The 16,038-nt window shown below is 68.2% G+C and carries 21 protein-coding genes; 6 read left to right on the top strand and 15 right to left on the bottom strand.

What is annotated here, in order from left to right:
• Positions 1-113: 113 nt before the first annotated feature.
• Positions 114-680 (top strand): hypothetical protein, encoded by a 567-nt coding sequence (locus tag ACFQQC_RS17715; RefSeq protein ID WP_376863871.1) that lies wholly within the window; start codon positions 114-116, stop codon positions 678-680.
• Here ACFQQC_RS17715 and ACFQQC_RS17710 read toward each other — a convergent pair.
• The 6 genes from ACFQQC_RS17710 to ACFQQC_RS17685 form a co-directional block, all read right to left on the bottom strand.
• A complete protein-coding gene (locus tag ACFQQC_RS17710; protein WP_376863870.1) occupies positions 677-1,087 on the bottom strand; it encodes a DUF5990 family protein in 411 nt (136 codons plus the stop codon). The genes ACFQQC_RS17715 and ACFQQC_RS17710 overlap by 4 nt on opposite strands.
• Positions 1,087-1,518: a hypothetical protein gene (locus ACFQQC_RS17705; RefSeq protein ID WP_376863869.1), complete on the bottom strand. Its 432-nt coding sequence runs from the start codon at positions 1,516-1,518 to the stop codon at positions 1,087-1,089. Before ACFQQC_RS17705 ends, ACFQQC_RS17710 begins: the two co-directional genes overlap by 1 nt.
• A gap of 76 nt (positions 1,519-1,594) precedes the next feature.
• Positions 1,595-2,302 carry an NUDIX domain-containing protein gene (locus ACFQQC_RS17700; protein ID WP_376863868.1) on the bottom strand — a complete coding sequence of 236 codons (708 nt, stop codon included), beginning with the start codon at positions 2,300-2,302 and terminating at the stop codon, positions 1,595-1,597.
• Positions 2,299-4,611 carry a ribonuclease R gene (rnr, locus tag ACFQQC_RS17695; protein WP_376863867.1) on the bottom strand — a complete coding sequence of 771 codons (2,313 nt, stop codon included), beginning with the start codon at positions 4,609-4,611 and terminating at the stop codon, positions 2,299-2,301. The genes ACFQQC_RS17700 and rnr overlap by 4 nt, the downstream gene beginning before the upstream one ends.
• Positions 4,612-5,067, bottom strand: a complete 456-nt coding sequence (locus ACFQQC_RS17690; protein ID WP_376863866.1) for a type II toxin-antitoxin system VapC family toxin — start codon at positions 5,065-5,067, stop codon at positions 4,612-4,614.
• Positions 5,064-5,327, bottom strand: coding sequence for a type II toxin-antitoxin system Phd/YefM family antitoxin (locus ACFQQC_RS17685; RefSeq protein ID WP_376863865.1), 264 nt, complete (start codon positions 5,325-5,327; stop codon positions 5,064-5,066). Before ACFQQC_RS17685 ends, ACFQQC_RS17690 begins: the two co-directional genes overlap by 4 nt.
• Before the next feature lie 226 nt (positions 5,328-5,553).
• Here ACFQQC_RS17685 and ACFQQC_RS17680 point away from each other — a divergent pair, with 226 nt between their 5' ends.
• Positions 5,554-6,957 carry a pyridoxal-phosphate dependent enzyme gene (locus ACFQQC_RS17680; protein ID WP_376863864.1) on the top strand — a complete coding sequence of 468 codons (1,404 nt, stop codon included), beginning with the start codon at positions 5,554-5,556 and terminating at the stop codon, positions 6,955-6,957.
• Positions 6,958-6,961: 4 nt separating this feature from the next.
• Complete coding sequence (locus ACFQQC_RS17675; protein WP_376863863.1) at positions 6,962-8,125, top strand: cystathionine gamma-synthase; 1,164 nt, start codon at positions 6,962-6,964, stop codon at positions 8,123-8,125.
• Positions 8,126-8,129: 4 nt separating this feature from the next.
• Here ACFQQC_RS17675 and ACFQQC_RS17670 read toward each other — a convergent pair whose 3' ends face one another.
• From ACFQQC_RS17670 to ACFQQC_RS17630, 9 genes are all read right to left on the bottom strand, one after another.
• On the bottom strand, positions 8,130-8,654 hold the full coding sequence (locus tag ACFQQC_RS17670) for a hypothetical protein (protein WP_376863862.1): 525 nt from the start codon (positions 8,652-8,654) through the stop codon (positions 8,130-8,132).
• An 80-nt stretch (positions 8,655-8,734) separates the two neighbouring features.
• A complete protein-coding gene (locus tag ACFQQC_RS17665; protein ID WP_376863861.1) occupies positions 8,735-8,995 on the bottom strand; it encodes a hypothetical protein in 261 nt (86 codons plus the stop codon).
• A gap of 73 nt (positions 8,996-9,068) precedes the next feature.
• Positions 9,069-9,281 carry a cold-shock protein gene (locus ACFQQC_RS17660; RefSeq protein WP_376863860.1) on the bottom strand — a complete coding sequence of 71 codons (213 nt, stop codon included), beginning with the start codon at positions 9,279-9,281 and terminating at the stop codon, positions 9,069-9,071.
• A 251-nt stretch (positions 9,282-9,532) separates the two neighbouring features.
• Positions 9,533-9,745, bottom strand: a complete 213-nt coding sequence (locus ACFQQC_RS17655; RefSeq protein WP_141626345.1) for a cold-shock protein — start codon at positions 9,743-9,745, stop codon at positions 9,533-9,535.
• 162 nt (positions 9,746-9,907) lie between these two features.
• Positions 9,908-10,120, bottom strand: coding sequence for a hypothetical protein (locus tag ACFQQC_RS17650; protein WP_376863859.1), 213 nt, complete (start codon positions 10,118-10,120; stop codon positions 9,908-9,910).
• Positions 10,121-10,151: 31 nt separating this feature from the next.
• Positions 10,152-10,838: a TorF family putative porin gene (locus ACFQQC_RS17645; RefSeq protein ID WP_376863858.1), complete on the bottom strand. Its 687-nt coding sequence runs from the start codon at positions 10,836-10,838 to the stop codon at positions 10,152-10,154.
• 159 nt (positions 10,839-10,997) lie between these two features.
• Entirely contained in the window at positions 10,998-11,930 is a 933-nt protein-coding gene (locus tag ACFQQC_RS17640; protein ID WP_376863857.1) for an NAD(P)H-dependent flavin oxidoreductase, read from the bottom strand.
• A gap of 78 nt (positions 11,931-12,008) precedes the next feature.
• Complete coding sequence (locus ACFQQC_RS17635; RefSeq protein ID WP_376863856.1) at positions 12,009-12,482, bottom strand: hypothetical protein; 474 nt, start codon at positions 12,480-12,482, stop codon at positions 12,009-12,011.
• Positions 12,483-12,547: 65 nt separating this feature from the next.
• Positions 12,548-13,306 (bottom strand): hypothetical protein, encoded by a 759-nt coding sequence (locus tag ACFQQC_RS17630; RefSeq protein ID WP_376863855.1) that lies wholly within the window; start codon positions 13,304-13,306, stop codon positions 12,548-12,550.
• 123 nt (positions 13,307-13,429) lie between these two features.
• On the opposite strand from ACFQQC_RS17630, the gene ACFQQC_RS17625 reads away from it, so the two are divergent.
• The 3 genes from ACFQQC_RS17625 (at position 13,430) to ACFQQC_RS17615 (ending at position 16,006) form a co-directional block, all read left to right on the top strand.
• The gene (locus ACFQQC_RS17625) at positions 13,430-14,581 is read left to right on the top strand and encodes a M24 family metallopeptidase (protein ID WP_376863854.1); all 1,152 of its coding nucleotides are present in this window, start codon (positions 13,430-13,432) and stop codon (positions 14,579-14,581) included.
• A gap of 31 nt (positions 14,582-14,612) precedes the next feature.
• Positions 14,613-15,074: a preQ(1) synthase gene (gene queF / locus ACFQQC_RS17620; RefSeq protein WP_376863853.1), complete on the top strand. Its 462-nt coding sequence runs from the start codon at positions 14,613-14,615 to the stop codon at positions 15,072-15,074.
• Positions 15,075-15,139: 65 nt separating this feature from the next.
• Positions 15,140-16,006 (top strand): DUF817 domain-containing protein, encoded by an 867-nt coding sequence (locus ACFQQC_RS17615; protein WP_376863852.1) that lies wholly within the window; start codon positions 15,140-15,142, stop codon positions 16,004-16,006.
• Positions 16,007-16,038: the final 32 nt, after the last annotated feature.

Genomic DNA, 16,038 nt, shown 5'->3' with positions numbered 1-16,038 from the left:
CGGACGGCGAAAGCCGCGGAAATGAGAGGCGCGGAACATACTCAGGCGCGGCCGGAAGTCAACGGGCGTGACGCCGCATTGAGCATGAGGCGCGCAAAGGCCACGGTGACGGGATGAAAACCCTGCTGTTCGCCGCCGCCGCGGCCGCCGTCACCCTGTCCGGTCCCGCCTTCGCCCAGAAGGCCGCGAATCCGCAGGACGCCTTCCTGGCCCGGCTGAACGCCCTGTGCGGCCAGACCTTCGAGGGGCAGGTGGTGTCTACGGACGCCGCCGACGCCGACTTCCGCGGCAAGCGGCTGGTCATGCATGTGCGCGACTGCGCGGCGGACGAGGTGGGCATTCCCTTCGCGGTCGGCGAGGACCGCTCGCGCCGCTGGGTCATCACCCGCACCGCCGACGGTCTGCGCCTGAAGCACGACCACCGCGACCCGCAGGGCGAGATCCACGGCTACCACATGTACGGCGGCGACACCGCCGAGCCGGGCACGGCCTCGCGCCAGCAGTTCCCCGTGGATCAGGAGTCGATCAACCAGTTCAACGCCGGCGGGGCTCAGGTCTCGACCACCAACACCTGGGCCGTCGAAGTGCATCCGGAGCGGATGTTCGCCTATGAGCTCAGCCGGCCGGGCGGTCGCTTCTTCCGGGTGGAGTTCGATCTGACGAAGCCGGTGGCGGACTAGAGGGCCGCCCACCCCTTGATGGGCCGCACCGTCGCGCAGGCGGGCGTGCCGTCCTTGCCCCGGCCCGGCAGGACGACCTCCAGAACGGCGCCCGCGCGGGCCTTGTCCAGCAGGGCGGGCGGGATGTCGTGGATATCGATCTTGGCCCGGCGGCTCCATTCCGAGGCGTGGTCGCCCGCCGAGGTTCCGATACGGATGTAGACGAAGCGCCGCTCCTTGCCCTCGCGGCGGACGAACGGACCCAGCATCCGGTTGTCGTCGGCCAGCCGGATCGGCACGTCGAAGGACAGGTGCGCCCCGGTCGCCGTCACCGGCTCATGCGGGGCGTCGTCCAACTGCAGGCTGTAGCGGACGCCGGGGACCGGGTCGGCGAGGGTCAGGCGCAGCGTGATGGGCGTGTCGGCCATCAACGGGCGTCACGCAGAGCGGTCAGCAGGGTCTCGGCCTGCTCCAGTCTCTGGAAGACATCATTGGCGTCGCCGCTGGTGCAGCCGGCGTCAAAATTCAGGGACTGGTCGGCCTGGCCCGGGCGAGACCAGATGACGCTGCCGTAGGCGCCGTCGGTGAGCACCCGCTCGCACCGGAAGGCGACGCCCTCATATGGCGCGAAGAGGGCGCGGAAGCGGTCGAACTGTTCAACGGAGACGGGGAAGGCGACGGTTTCGCCCTCGCGATTGATGTAGCGACCCTCGCCGCCACGCGGGATGGTCCATTCCGTCAGCCGGTTGCCCCACGACTTCCAGATCAGGGTCATGCTGGCGGGTGCGTCCTGCGCCGATGCAGGCAGGGCGATCAGGCAGGTCGCGACGGCGGCGGCGATCAGGGCGAAGCGGCGCATGGACAGGTCCTCCGGCCGGGAGAGAACCCCGGTCCGCGGCGACTGGCAAGTCACGGCGCATCCCGGTCAGATGGCGTCAGTCCTGATGCTCGACCACATGCTGCCCGCGCACCATGCGGACGAAGGGGAGGGGGCGGTTCGGATGGTCCAGCCGCTCGGCGATCTCGCCCAGCACGAAGCGGGTGATGGCGGGCAGGTCCTGCGCGCGGGCCTCGTCCAGCGGCAGCCAGGCGATCTCGTCCAGTTCGCCGGAGCCCGCAGTCGGCTCCGGATGCAGCAGGGCCGAGGCGTCGGCCATGAAGAAGCGGGCGTCGAAGCGGCGCGTCCGGCCCGGCGGGGTGATGGCGCGGGCGACGTAGGACAGGGCCGCCAGATCGGGCAGGGCGCCGAGGGCGCGGAACTCGCGCCAGCCGCCAGCCACCGAAGCGACCGGCGCGGGCTCGGCCAGCAGCAGGCCGGTTTCCTCGAAGGTCTCGCGCACGGCGGCCAGCGCCAACGCCCGGCCCCGGCTGCGGGTCACCTCGCGCGCCAGCCGCCCCGCGTCGGCGGGCGACAGGTCGGTGGCGAAGGCGGCGAAGGCGTCGGACCGCTCGACCTTGCCGCCCGGGAAGACCCATTTGGAGGCCATGAAGACATGCCCCGGCGCGCGACGGCCCATCAGCACCTCTGGCCCCTTGGCGCCCTTGCGGGTCAGGATCAGGGTGGCGGCGTCCTTCGGGCGCTGGCGTCCACCGGTGCGCGGGGCGTCCTTGAGGTCCTGGGCGGCGTCGAAGGGCTGGGTCACCGCCGCTTGCCCTTGCGGACGCCCTTCAGGCCGCCCGAGGGCTTCTTGCCGTTGCGGGGCTTGTTTCCCGGTCCCGAGCGCTTCGGATAGCCGCCGTCCTTGGCACCGCGCGCCCGCATGCCCAGACGGGCCGAGGGGGCGTTGGGGTCGCGCGGGCCGGGTTCGCTGAGCATTTCGAACAGCAGGCCGCCGGTGACCGGGGTGGCCTCGCGCAGCTTGACCTCGACGGTCCGGCCCAGCGTCCAGCGCAGGCCCGAGCGTTCGCCGACCAGGGCGTGGCTGCGGTCGTCGTGGGTGAAATACTCATTGCCCAGCGAGGAGACGGGCACGAGGCCGTCGGCGCCGGTCTCGTCCAGCCGGATGAACAGGCCGAAGCGGGTCACGCCGGTGATGCGGCCGGTGAAGGTCGCGCCGACGCGGTCCTCGAGGAAGGCGGCGATGTAGCGGTCCATGGCGTCGCGCTCGGCGGCCATGGAGCGGCGCTCGGTCATGACGACGTGCTCGGCGATGGCCGGCAGTTCGGCGATCTCGCGATCCGTCAGCCCGTCCTTGCCGAGACCCAGCGCGCGGATCAGGCCGCGGTGGACGATCAGGTCCGAGTAGCGGCGGATCGGCGAGGTGAAGTGGGCGTAGCGGTCCAGGTTCAGGCCGAAGTGGCCGACGTTCTCGGGGCTGTAGATGGCCTGCATCTGGGTGCGCAGGACCACCTCGTTGACGACCTCGGCGTGTTCGCCCTCGCGGGTTTCGTCCAGCAGCTTGTTGAAGCGCTTGGTCGTGGCCGGTTCGCCCTTGGTCCACGGCTTGCCGATGGTGCCGAGGAAGTCGGCGAGGTTGAACAGCTTCTCCTGACTGGGCGCGTCGTGGACGCGGTAGAGCAGGGGAATCTTGTGCTTTTCCAGCGTCTCGGCGGCGCAGACGTTGGCCTGGATCATCATCTCCTCGATCAGCCGGTGGGCTTCGAGGGAGACGCGCGGTTCGATCGAGGTGATCTCGCCGTCGGTCATGCGGATGCGGCGCTCGGCGCTCTCGATCTGCAGCGGGCTGCGCTTCAGACGGCCCTTCAGCATGGTGCGGTAGGCGTTCCACAGCGGATAGAGGATGGCCTCCATGATCGGGCCGGTGGTCTCGTCCGGATTGCCGTCGATGGCCGCCTGCGCCTGCTCGTAGGAGAGTTTGGCGTGCGAGCGCATCAGGCCGCGCACGAACTTGTGCCCGGTCTTCTTGCCGTCCTTGTCGAAGACCATGCGCACGGCCATGGTCGCGCGGTTCTCGCCTTCCTTCAGGCTGCACAGGCCGTTCGACAGCCGCTCGGGCAGCATGGGCTCGACGCGGTCGGGGAAGTAGGTCGAGTTGCCCTTGTCCCGCGCCTCGCGGTCCAGCGCCGTGCCGGGGCGGACGTAGGCGGCGACATCGGCGATGGCGACCCAGACGATCCAGCCGCCCTCGTTCTTCGGATCCTCGTCGCGCTGGGCGTAGACGGCGTCGTCGTGGTCACGGGCGTCCGCCGGGTCGATGGTGATCAGGGGGATGTCGCGCAGGTCCTCGCGGCCCTTCAGCGACGGCAGTTCCTGATCCCCGGCCTCCTGCTCCACGGCCTCGGAGAAGCCGGTGGGGACGCCGTGCGAGTGGATGGCGATGAGGGAGGCGGCGCGGGCGTCGTCCTCGCGGCCGATGGTCTCCAGGATCTTGCCGCGCTTGGGGCCATAGCGCTGGGCGCCCTTTTCGATGGCGGCCAGCACCAGATCGCCGTCCTTCAGTCCTTCGGACTGGGCGTGGGGGACCAGCAGCACGTCCTTGGAGCGGCGGTCGACGGGCTCGACCCGGACCTCGCGGTTGGACTTGCGGATCACGCCGAGAACGCGGGTGCGCTCGCTGTCCAGCTTCTTGACCAGCCGGGCTTCCCAGCCTTCGCCGCCGCGGCTGAACTTGACCAGCAGGCGGTCGCCCATGCCGGGGGCAGGGCCGGTGCGGCCCGAGTTGTCGGGCATCAGGATGGCGCGCGGGGCGTCTTCCGAAGCCTCGACGAGGCGGACGTACAGTTCGCCGTCCACGTCGCGCTCGACCACATCGGCCACGCCGACGGGGGGCAGGGCGCCGGAGGGGCTGAAGCCCTTTCTGCCGCGCTTGCCCAGTTCGCCGTCGGCTTCGAGCTCGCGGATCATCTCGCGCAGGGCGCGGCGGTCGCCGCCCTTCAGGCCGAAGTGGCGGGCGATATCGGTCTTCTCGGCCGAACCTGCTTCACGCAGGAAGGCGAGGAGGGTTTGTTTGTCGGGGAGGCCGGCAGGCGGCCTCTTGGGGGTGTTTTTCATCTAGTCTTTCAGGTCGCCGGGCGCGTCGGCCTCGGCGGGATTGATACAGGGTACGCCGATTTCGGCGGCCGCGCGGGCCATGCCGTGATCCAGCGTCAAAAGGGTTGCGCCGAGCCGGTGGGCGGCGGCGATGTGAATGGCGTCAGGCGCGCGGAGCGTGACGCCGGGAAGGCGGATGAAGGCGGTCGCCAACGCAACATCCTCCGGTGCGATCTGGGCGCGCTCGCCCATCGAGTCGATCCAGGTGTCCAGTTCGTCGAAGGCGGTCAGTTGAAGCGCGTCAGACCAACGATCCACACGCCCCAACCGCGCCAAGGCTGACGAACATTCGGCCAATGCGAAGTCGCTGACCAGGATCTGCCCGTCGCTGTGACGCAGCAGTGGATCAACAAGAGGGCTGGCGCCCTGCCTTGCAATCAGGGCCACGATGACGCTGGCGTCGGCGTACAGGATCACTCCGGATCGCCGTCACGCATCGCCCGGACAAGCTCGACGGCGGGGATTGATGCGGCTGGCCGGGCATCGCGTCGCTTGATGAATTCGTCGTACCAGGCCTGCCGTTCAGCCTCGGTCAGCCTGGGTCTGGGAGACGGCACGGGGCGGAGCTCGGCGACGGGCTTGCCATGCCGGGTAATCACAACCCGTTCGCCATCCTCGACCCGCTCGAGCAGGTGGGTGAACTTGTTCTTGGCTTCCGCGACGCCGTAGTTCGCCATCGGTCAGTCTCCAATTCTGGCCAGAAATATAGCCATAAATCCTTTCTCTCGCCAGTCGGGTTGTTCCGGCGGGGCGCCGCGCCCGGGCGAAATCGGTTCAGAAGCCGCGCATCTGAACCCAGATTTCGCCCTTGAATCGATGCTGGCCCATTTTCTGGATTCATGTCGTTCCGACATGAAGCGAAAATGGGCTAGCTTCCGCACCCAAGCCCCTACGGAGTTTCTGATGTCTCTCGCCCCCCAACCGGTTCTGTCCGGTCCTGTCGGTTCGACGCTGGATCTGATCGGAAAGACGCCGATTGTGGAGGTGAAGAAGATCGACACCGGGCCCTGCCGGCTGTTCCTGAAGCTGGAAGCCCAGAACCCGGGCGGGTCGATCAAGGATCGCATCGCGCTGTCGATGATCGATGCGGCGGAGCGCGAAGGCTTCCTGAAGCCCGGCGGCACCATCGTCGAGGCGACGGCCGGGAACACCGGTCTGGCGCTGACGCTGGTCGGTCAGGCCAAGGGATATAAGGTGCTGCTGGTCATCCCGGACAAGATGTCCAAGGAAAAAATCCAGCATCTGCGGGCCATGGGCGCCGATGTGCGCCTGACCCGGTCGGACGTTCCGCACGGCCACCCCGAATACTACACCGACATGGCCGAGCGCCTGGCGCAGCAGATTCCGGGCGGCTTCTACGTCAACCAGTTCGCCAATGACGCCAACTCCGAGGCCCATTTCGTCACCACGGGGCCGGAGATCTGGGAGCAGCTGGGCGGTAAGGTGGACGCCATGGTCGCGGGCATCGGCTCGGGCGGCACCATCACCGGCACGGCCCGCTATCTGAAGAGCGTCGGCTCGGACGCGCAGATCATTCTGGCGGACCCGGTCGGCTCGACGCTGGCGGGCATCGTCAACGAGGGCGTGCCGTCGCCGGAAGGCAGCTACACCGTCGAGGGCATCGGCCAGAATTTCGTCCCCGACACCGCCGACATCACCCTGATCGACAAGGCCTATTCGATCCCGGATGCGGAGGCGATCGCGACCGTGCGCGAACTGCTGCTGAAGGAAGGCATCCTGGCCGGTTCCTCCTCGGGCACCCTGATCGCCGCCGCCCTGCGCTGGTGCCGCGAGCAGACCGAGCCGAAGACGGCGGTGACCTTCGTCTGCGACACCGGCGCCAAATACCTGTCCAAGGTCTATAACGACGCCTGGTTGGCGGATCAGGGACTGGGCGAGCGCGAGCTGCACGGTGACCTGTCGGACCTGATCACCCGCAAATACACGAAGGGCGATGTGGTCGTGATCGGCCCGGAGGACACCCTGGACACCGCCTTCAAGCGGATGAAGGGCTCGGACGTGTCGCAGTTGCCGGTGATCAGCGACGGTCGTCTGGTCGGCATCCTGGACGAGAGCGATCTGGTCCATGTGATGAACACCGACGAGATCACCCGCAAGGAGCGGTTCGCCAAGCCGGTCTCCTCGGCGATGACCCGCGATCTGGACACGGTGCAGGTCTCCGAGCCGCTGGACGCCCTGATCCCGCTGTTCGACCGCGACCGGGTGGCCATCGTGCTGGACGGCGAGACCTTCGTCGGCCTGATCACCCGCACCGACCTGATCAACCACCTCAGCCTGAACCGTTAAGTCCATGAGCCAGTTGAAGAACGAGCAGGGCTTTTCGACCCGCGCCATCCATGCGGGCCAGAAGCCGGACCCGACGACCGGGGCGGTGATGACGCCGATCTACGCCACCTCGACCTATGCCCAGGAAAGCCCGGGCGTGAACAAGGGCTATGAGTACGCCCGCGGCAAGAACCCGACCCGTGAGGCCTTCGAGGCCTGTCTGGCGGACCTTGAGGGCGGCACGCACGGCTTCGGCTTCGCCAGCGGCATGGCGGCGACCTCGACGGCGCTGGAGCTGCTGGACGCCGGATCGCACATCGTCACCGGCGATGACCTGTACGGCGGCTCGTGGCGGCTGTTCGAGCGGGTTCGCCGGCGGTCGATGGGGCTGGACTTCAGTTATGTCGACTTCAGCGACCTGAACGCCGTCGAGGCGGCCATCACGCCGAAGACGAAGATGATCTGGGCCGAGACGCCCACCAATCCGCTGATGAAGCTGGCCGACATCGCCGGCCTGTCGAAGATCGCCAAGGCGCACGGCCTGCTGCTGGTGGTCGACAACACCTTCGCCACCCCTTTCAGCCAGCAGCCGCTGAAGCTGGGCGCGGACGTGGTCATGCACTCGGCGACGAAGTACCTGAACGGCCACTCCGACATCATCGGTGGGGCGCTGGTGACCGGAAACGCCGACCTCGCGAAGGAGATCAAATTCCTCCAGAACTCGGTCGGCGGGGTGATGGGGCCGTTCGACGCCTTCCTGGCCAACCGGGGTCTGAAGACGCTGGGCCTGCGCATGAAGGCGCACAATGAGAATGCGCTGGCCGTCGCTCGCTGGCTGGAGACCCGCAAGGGGATCGCCAAGGTCATCTATCCGGGGCTGATCAGCCATCCGCAGCACAGCCTCGCCGCCACCCAGATGAACGGCCGCTACGGCGGCATGGTCACGGCGATCATCGACGGCGATCTGGCGCGGACCCGGCAGGTGCTGGAGCGGGTTCAGGTCTTCACCCTGGCGGAGTCGCTGGGCGGGGTCGAAAGCCTCGTGAACCACCCGGCCATCATGACCCACGCCAGCGTGCCCAAGGAGGTGCGCGAGGCGGGCGGGGTGACCGACAACCTGATCCGCCTGTCGGTCGGGGTCGAGGACCTGGACGACCTGATCGCCGATCTGGATCAGGCGCTGGCCTGATCCCTCAGTTCTCCGGCAGGGCCAGGGTCCAGCCGGCGTCGGGCTCGATCCACAGCACCACGCTCTCGAACTCGGGGCGGGCGACGCCACCGATCGTGACGGCGGCCTTCAGTGTTCCGTCGGGGTTCGGGACGTAGGTGCTGCAGAGTTCGCCTTCGCCCAGCACCGCGTCCATGTTGGCGGCGATCTGGGCCCGGACCGTCTCGAACTGCGCGCCCTCCAGCGGACGGCCGTTGACCTCGACGCCGGTGATCTCTTCGGCCCGGTTGTCCGGGTTGGCGCATTCGGCGCCGTCCCTCACATAGACCTTGCCCGTGGCCACCAGCACGATGGCGGGCGAACCGCTGATCATGTTGCGGGCGTCGTTCCAGATCGTTCCGTCAGCATCGAAGCGATAGGCGCCGATGGCGGTGCAAGTCTTCGCGGCGACGTCCGGGCCGTAGCACTGCATCCGGCCGGAGCGTCCGGGCTCCAGCGGACCGGCGTCCTGGGGGGCGGCGGCGAGCGCCAGTAGGGCCATGAGAAGCATGAGGGGCCGGTCCTTGCGATGTCGCCCGCCGGATCCGTCCGGCGGGGCATCTTCTCACAACGCCGGAGGGTGTCGAGGGCTCAGGCGGCCTTTGAGGGCAGGGCGGTCTGGTGGCCCGACGCCGGCAGCGCCTTCTTCTTGGCGGGTGCGCGGGTCTTCTTGACCGTGGTTGAGGGCAGGGCCGCGCGACGGGCCGTCTCGGCGTCAATCAGGGGCAGCAGGTCCGTGGCGGTTGCGGCCTGAACCGGCGAACCGCTGGTGGACAGGCGTTCGGCATTGGCGCGAAGGGCCTTGAGGTCGGCATCGCTCATGGTGGGGATCATGTCGGCGAGCGGGGTCATCTGGACACTCCATAATTGCTCGGGAAGGCAAAAGGGCCGATCGCGTCGCGACCGGCCCTTCGAGGTTCGAAACCTATTCGGCGGCCTTCAGGCGGCCGGCGGATTCCTTGCCCGAACGCGCGTCGCGTTCGATCTCGTAGGAGATTTTCTGGTTCTCGCTGATGATGCCCAGATCCGAGGTTTCGACGGCCGAGGCGTGGACGAAGACGTCCTTGCCGCCATCATCGGGAGCGATGAAGCCGTAGCCCTTGGTGGGATTGTACCATTTCACAGTGCCGGTAGCCATTTTCAGGACCTCCGCAAGCATTGGCCGCGGGAAGGATGTCCCGGACGGCCTGTCGGTTCTGAATGGGATCGGCTTTGGACCTCGGTGCGCGATGCAAAGGGCAGCAGCGTTTCGCAGAGAGATCGACGGGCTTCAGGTGGGCCCTTTCGGGAGCAATAGCAAGCGCTCAACCATAAAACGAAAAACGGCGGCGAAGCCCGAGGCCCCGCCGCCGTTCAAAATCAGGCGTCGATCAGAACCGACGCGTGACCTCAGCCTTCGGTCTTCAGTTGACCAGCCGATTCCTTGCCCGAGCGACGGTCGCGCTCGAGTTCGTAGGAAACCTTCTGGTTTTCATCCAGGCCGCGCAGGCCGGCCGCTTCCACGGCCGAGATGTGGACGAAGACGTCCTTGCCGCCGTCGTCCGGCTGGATGAAGCCGTAGCCCTTGGTCGAGTTGAACCACTTAACGGTGCCGGTAGCCATTTGAGACCTCCTTCTGGCATTGGCCGCAGGCAAGAGCGCCTGAAGCCTGTCGGGTCTGAAAGGAGCGGCTGGACCTCGGGCGAAAGCAGAGGGGTGGCGTTTCGCAAAGAGATCGACGTCAGCCCTTGTGGATCGTTCGGGCGGCGAAAGCAAGGCGCGGCGTCAGCCGGCCGCCGCCTCGCCCGCCGGCGCCACATAGTTCTCGCGGCACAGACGCCGAAGGTCCGCGCCAAGCGTCGGGCCGTAGAGCGAATCCTGGATCCGGTCGTAGCCTTCCGAGGCGAGGGCCTGCTTGATGTCGCTGACGGTGCGACAGCGGCCCTCGCGCGCCAGTTGATAGGCGCGTTCCAGGGTCGTCGGTCGGTGGGAAGTCATGCCCCGATATAGGGGGGCGGGCCCGGAATTCCTAGAAGGCGAAGCTTAGTCCGGCGACGAGGGCGTCCGCGTACTGCGGATTGCCGGCGTCCGCATCGGTGTCGTGATAGCGGATATCGGCCTCGATATTGCGGGTCAGGGCATAGCTGAAACCGGCGTTCCAGCCGGTGTAGTCGATGCTGTTGTCCTGTTCACGACGGCCAATCTCGGCGGTGGCGGTCAACTTGTTGGTGAAGTCCCAGCCGGCGCGCGCCGCGACCCAGGTCCAGGCCTCGGTCGAGCCGGTGCCGTCGGGCGAGTGCTGCAGGCGGATGCGGCCGCTGGCCGGGCCGATCGAGCGCTTGACGTCGGCGGTGAACTCCCAGGCGTCGTCATCGGCGCCCGGATCGGCGTCCAGCTGGTGCTTGTACGTGGCGTTCAGGTCGAGGTCGAAACCCATGACCTGGGGCCGCCAGCCGCCGCCGATCTCCAGTTCCAGCTCCGAGCCCGTCGAGCTCTTGATCGTCTCGAAGCCCGGTCCGGCGTAGAAGGCGCCCGAGGCGCTTTCCCACTCCACCCCGCCCCAGGCGTAGCCGTCGCCCTGGGACTTGGAGGCGTCCTTGGAGCGGTTGTCGGTGGCCGCGCCGAAGGACACGGTCCAGTTTCCGGCGTCCTGCGCCGCGGCGGGGGTGGCGAGGGCGGCGGCGGCGAGAGCGGCGAGCGTGGCGGTACGGATCATGGAAGCTCCAGACGCGCGAGGACGAAATCGGTTGCACTGGACAACGTCCAGTGCGGCTTAGATTTCGTCCCAGCTGAAGATTGGGACCTGATTCACGGCATCGGCGGAATCGCGAAGCGATTCCTCCTTAACCGATCAGGTCCCGGGCGCGCGGAGTTCCTAGACGAACGCGGTCTTTTTGGCGAACCGTTCCGTGGCCTGAGCGAATTCGTCGCGGAGGCGGCCGACCAGCTGGCCGGCGGGCAGGATGTCGTGGATCGCGCCCGCGCCCTGACCGGCGGACCAGACGGTCTTCCACGCCTTGGCCTCGTCGGCCATGTCCAGCTTGTGCTCGGGCAGGGTCTTCGGATCGATGCCGTTCTCGACCAGCGACTTGACCATGAAGTTGGCCGGGATCCCCGACACCGCCGGGGTGTGGACGATGTCCGCCGAGCCCGAGTCGATGATCATGTCCTTGTACTGGGCCTGGGCGGTGCTCTCGGTCGTGTTGATGAAGCGGGTGCCCATGTAGGCGAAGTCGGCGCCCATCATCAGGGCGGCGGCGACGTCCGAGCCGGTGGACAGGCAGCCCGACAGGATGATGGTCCCGTCGAAGAAGCCGCGCACCTCTTCCACCAGCGCGAACGGATTGACGATGCCCGCGTGGCCGCCGGCGCCGTTGGCGACCAGGATCAGGCCGTCCACGCCCGCTTCCGCCGCCTTGCGGGCGTGGCGGACGTTGGCGATGTCGTGAAAGACCAGACCGCCGTAGCCGTGCACCGCATCGACCACGTCACGCACCGCGCCCAGCGAGGTGATGATCAGCGGCACCTTCTCCTCCACCGAGACCATCATGTCGGCCATCAGGCGCGGATTGGTCGGGTGGACGATGTGGTTCACGCCGAAGGCGGCGGCGTCGGGGTTCAGCCGGCCCTTGATCTCATGCAGCCACTCCCGATAGCCCTCGGTGGTGCGCTGGTTCAGCGACGGGAAGGTGCCGATGGCCCCCGCGTTGCAGGTCTCGACCACCAGATCCGGTCCGGAGACCAGGAACATCGGCGCCGCGATGACCGGCAGCTTGAGACCTTTTTGAAGCGAAGCCGGAATGGCCATGACGTTTCCCCGGGTTGTCTTTCGCTACGGATAGCGGGCTGTCCCCGGGGAAGGCAAACCGGAAAACGCTCAGTGGCCCTAGGGCACGGTGATCACCGGCGGGATGTTGGGGCGGGTCATTACCGGAGGGCTGGTGATCACAGGCGGCATGTAAAGTTCGGCGGCCGTGGCTTCGAACACAACACGCGCATCGGGATGGGCCGCTGCGACCGTTCGCGCGGACAGGCGGCGTCGGCCAGTGATGATCCGGGCCATATCCGCATTGAAGGGGTGCGGGGTGACCGTCTGGCAGTCGGACAGCTGGCCATCCGGGAGGAAGCCGCAGTTGAACACTACCCGATCGCGCCGGGTCTCGTACTCCGAGGGCGCATCGGGCGTCGGGGGCGTGTCCCATTCCGGATCGGTGACGACCGGCGGCGGCGAGCTTGGGGGCAGTGCGGCGGGCGCTTCCAGTCGGTGGTCAAACGGCTTGTCGAGAGCGTTCTGGGCGAAGGCGGGGGGCGCCGCGAGCAGAAGCGCGGCGGTGATCACGGCCTGAAGGGAGCGATGCATGGTTCTGTTCTCCCCGTCCGCTTCCGGGCGGCGTGGATCGAGGAAGCCCGGCAGAAGCACGGAGATCATTTGCCGGCTGCCGGTGCGCGGTCGATCGGCACCCAGACGAGGACTTCGGCGCGGCGCGCGGCGCCGTCCACAGTCCGGGGCGAGGCTCGGGCGACACGGGCTGCGGCCAGGGCCGCGTCACCCAAACCGAGGCCGGGCGTGCTCTCGCTCAGGACGACGCACTCGGACAGGGCGCCGTTCGGCTCCAGACGACATCTGAGACCGGCGAAGGCGTCGGTCAGTCCGCGGGCCGCCGCCTGCTCCGGCAGGACTCCACGCGGCATGCGCGCCCAGGCGGGCATGGTGACAAGGGTCAAGCGGGGCTGAGGGATGCCCACCGGTTGCGGGGGCGAGGCGGTGATGACCGGTGGCGCGCCGGCGTTCTCGAAGCGGACGGCAGGGGGCGGGGCGACGAAATTGGCGGCGAATTTGACGCGAAGATCCCCGGGCCCTTCAGGGTCCAGGTTGTTCACCCGCGCTCGCGATGCAGCATCAAGGGTCAGGCGTCCCAGCCCGAGGTCGCCCGGGGTTTCCTCGGTCACGCGGCAGTCGGTCAAACCTCCGTCGGGGCGAATGGCGCAGTCGATGGCGGCACGCCCGCGGCTGACGCCGGCCTCGAGGGCGGTAGCCGGGAAGTCGAGGCTCAGGGTTTCGCCCCAATTCGGGTTGACCACATAGCGCTGCCCATTCGGCTCGATCATGTACCAGGCCTGGCCGCCTCTCGCCTGCGCCTGCGCCGCTCCGGCGACCAGCACAGCGACCAGCCCCGCGGCCAAGGTCAGTCCCCGCCTTTGAAAACCCCGACCCATGTCTCTATGTCCCCCGACAGATTCCTGCGCCCCTCATGCCCCGGCGTGGCGGCGACAGGCAAGCCGTTCCGTTCCCCGTGAGACCGCCCCATGAACCCGCCGCCGATCACCCTGCAGGAACGCCGTCAGCGGCTGGCCCGGCTGGAGGCCGCGATGGAGGCGCAGGGGGTGGCGGCGGTGCTGATCGATGCGACCACCAGCCTGCGCTATTTCACCGGCCTGATCTGGGGACGGTCCGAGCGGATGATCGCGGCGCTGGTCCGGCCCGGAAAGCCGCTGACCTGGATCTGCCCGGCCTTCGAGCTGGACAAGGTGGGCGGCTCCATCGGCGTGCCGGGGGAGTTCCTGACCTGGGAGGAGCATGAGAGCCCCTATGCGCTGGTCGCCGACGCCGTGCCGACCGGGGTGCTGGCGGTCGACGAGCAGGCGCCGGTCTTCGCCTGGCTGGGACTGGCCGAGGCGCTGGGGGTCGAGCGGCTGCGCGGCGCCAATGCGCTGATCACCCCGCTGCGGGCGCGCAAGTCCGCGACCGAGATCGCCCTGATGACCCGCGCCAAGGCCCTGACGCTGGAGGCGCACCGGCGGACCCACGCCAACCTGCAGGCCGGAATGCGCGGATCGGACATCGCGGCCTTCCTCGACCAGCAACACCGGGCGCTGGGCGCCGACGGCGGCAACACCTTCTGCATCGCCTCCTTCGGCGTAGACACCTCACTGCCACACGGCGGGGAAGGCGATCCCGAGCTGAAGGAGGGCGATGTCGTCCTGATCGACACCGGCTGCGCGCTGGACGGCTACAACGCCGACATCACCCGGACCTATGTCTTCGGCGAGCCCACGCCCGAGGTGCGGCGCATCTGGGAGCTGGAGCATGCGGCGCAGGCGGCGGCGTTCGATGCGGCCCGGTTGGGCGAACCCTGCGAGGCGGTGGACGCCGCCGTCCGGGTGTTCCTGAAGTCCAGCGGACTGGGCCCCGACTATCAGGTGCCCGGCACGCCCCACCGGACCGGCCACGGCATCGGTCTGGACATCCATGAGGCGCCCAATCTGGTGCGCGGGGATCAGACCCTGCTGGACATCGGCATGTGCTTCTCCAACGAGCCGATGATCGTGGTGCCCGGCAAGTTCGGCATCCGGCTGGAGGACCATTTCCACATGACCGCCGAGGGGACGAAGTGGTTCACCCAGCCGCAGCCCAGCCTTGATGACCCCTTCCGGGGCGTCGCCCCGCTGGCGGCGTGACGGACGCCGCCGAAATCGCTAGAGCCAAGCCATGACCACCGACACCTCGGGCCTGCACCAGCTGGGCCAGCAGATCGCCGCACCGACCAGCCCGGAAACCGCCGTGCTGGAGCGGGTGCCCAACCCGCATGCGGACACCCTTTACCTCGCGCGCTTCACGGCGCCGGAGTTCACCAGCCTGTGCCCCGTCACCGGCCAGCCGGACTTCGCCCACATCGTCATCGACTATGCGCCGGGCGACTGGCTGGTCGAGAGCAAGAGCCTGAAGCTTTACCTGACCAGCTTCCGCAACCACGGCGCCTTCCACGAGGACTGCACCGTGGCCATCGGCAAGCGTCTGGCCGACCTGCTGCAGCCGAAATGGCTGCGCATCGGCGGCTACTGGTATCCGCGCGGCGGCATCCCGATTGACGTCTTCTGGCAAACCGGCCCGGCCCCGGACGGCCTGTGGCTGCCCGATCAGGGCGTGCCGACCTATCGCGGGCGGGGGTGAGGCTGCACGTTTCGTGCACCAAATCTCCACGGGCGACCGCCGCTGAGGCCGTCTAGCCTGCGGGCATGACCTCGCCCCCGTCTCTTCCGCTCGAAGCCCTCGGCCGTCGATGGCTGACGCGGGCGGAGGCGTGGGCCGACCGCTCGCCCTGGCGCGGGGCCACCTATGAGTTCCTGTGGTTCGGGCTGAAGCAGGGCTGGGCCTGCCTGTTCGGCGGGCTGATGCTGGTGCTCATCGTGGGCACCTTCCTGCTGTGGCCCGAGACCGCGCCCATCTCGCGCTATGACTTTCTGGTCGTGGGCGCGGTGGCCATCCAGATCGGCATGCTGGCCCTGAAGCTGGAGGGGCGGGACGAGGCCGTCGTCATCCTGATGTTTCACATCGCCGGGACGGTGATGGAGCTGTTCAAGACCGCCCACGGCTCGTGGATCTATCCCGAGGACTCGGTACTGCGGATCGGCGCCGTGCCCCTGTTCTCGGGCTTCATGTATGCGGCCGTGGGCAGCTATATCGCGCGCGTCCAGCGGGTGTTTCACATCCGGGTGCGCGGCTATCCGCCGTTCTGGCTGACGGCGGTGCTGGCGGCGGCGATCTACATCAACTTCTTCGCGCACCACTGGCTGCCGGATGTGCGGCTCGCGCTGTTTGCGGCCACGGTCCTGATCTTCGGGCGCGGCTGGTTCTGGTTCACCACCGACCGGAGACGACGCCGGATGCCGTTGCTGCTCGGCTATCTGCTGGTCGCCCTGTTCATCTGGTTCGCCGAGAACCTCGGGACGCTGGCGCAGGCCTGGACCTATCCGGGACAGCAGGCGGGCTGGGAGATGGTCGGGCTGGAGAAGCTGGGCAGCTGGTTCCTGCTGATGATCATCTCGATCGTTCTGGTGTCCATCGTCCGCTGGCCGGAGGTGGAGCCGCGTGACCGGCCCTGAGGCGGCGGACTGTCGCCCGCCGCCCGGACCTC

The sequence above is a fragment of the Brevundimonas sp. GCM10030266 genome, from assembly GCF_042666595.1.
Classification (GTDB): Bacteria; Pseudomonadota; Alphaproteobacteria; order Caulobacterales; family Caulobacteraceae; genus Brevundimonas.
The sequence above is the reverse complement of the archived record's forward strand: the minus strand, read 5'-3'. Positions and strand labels throughout refer to the sequence as shown.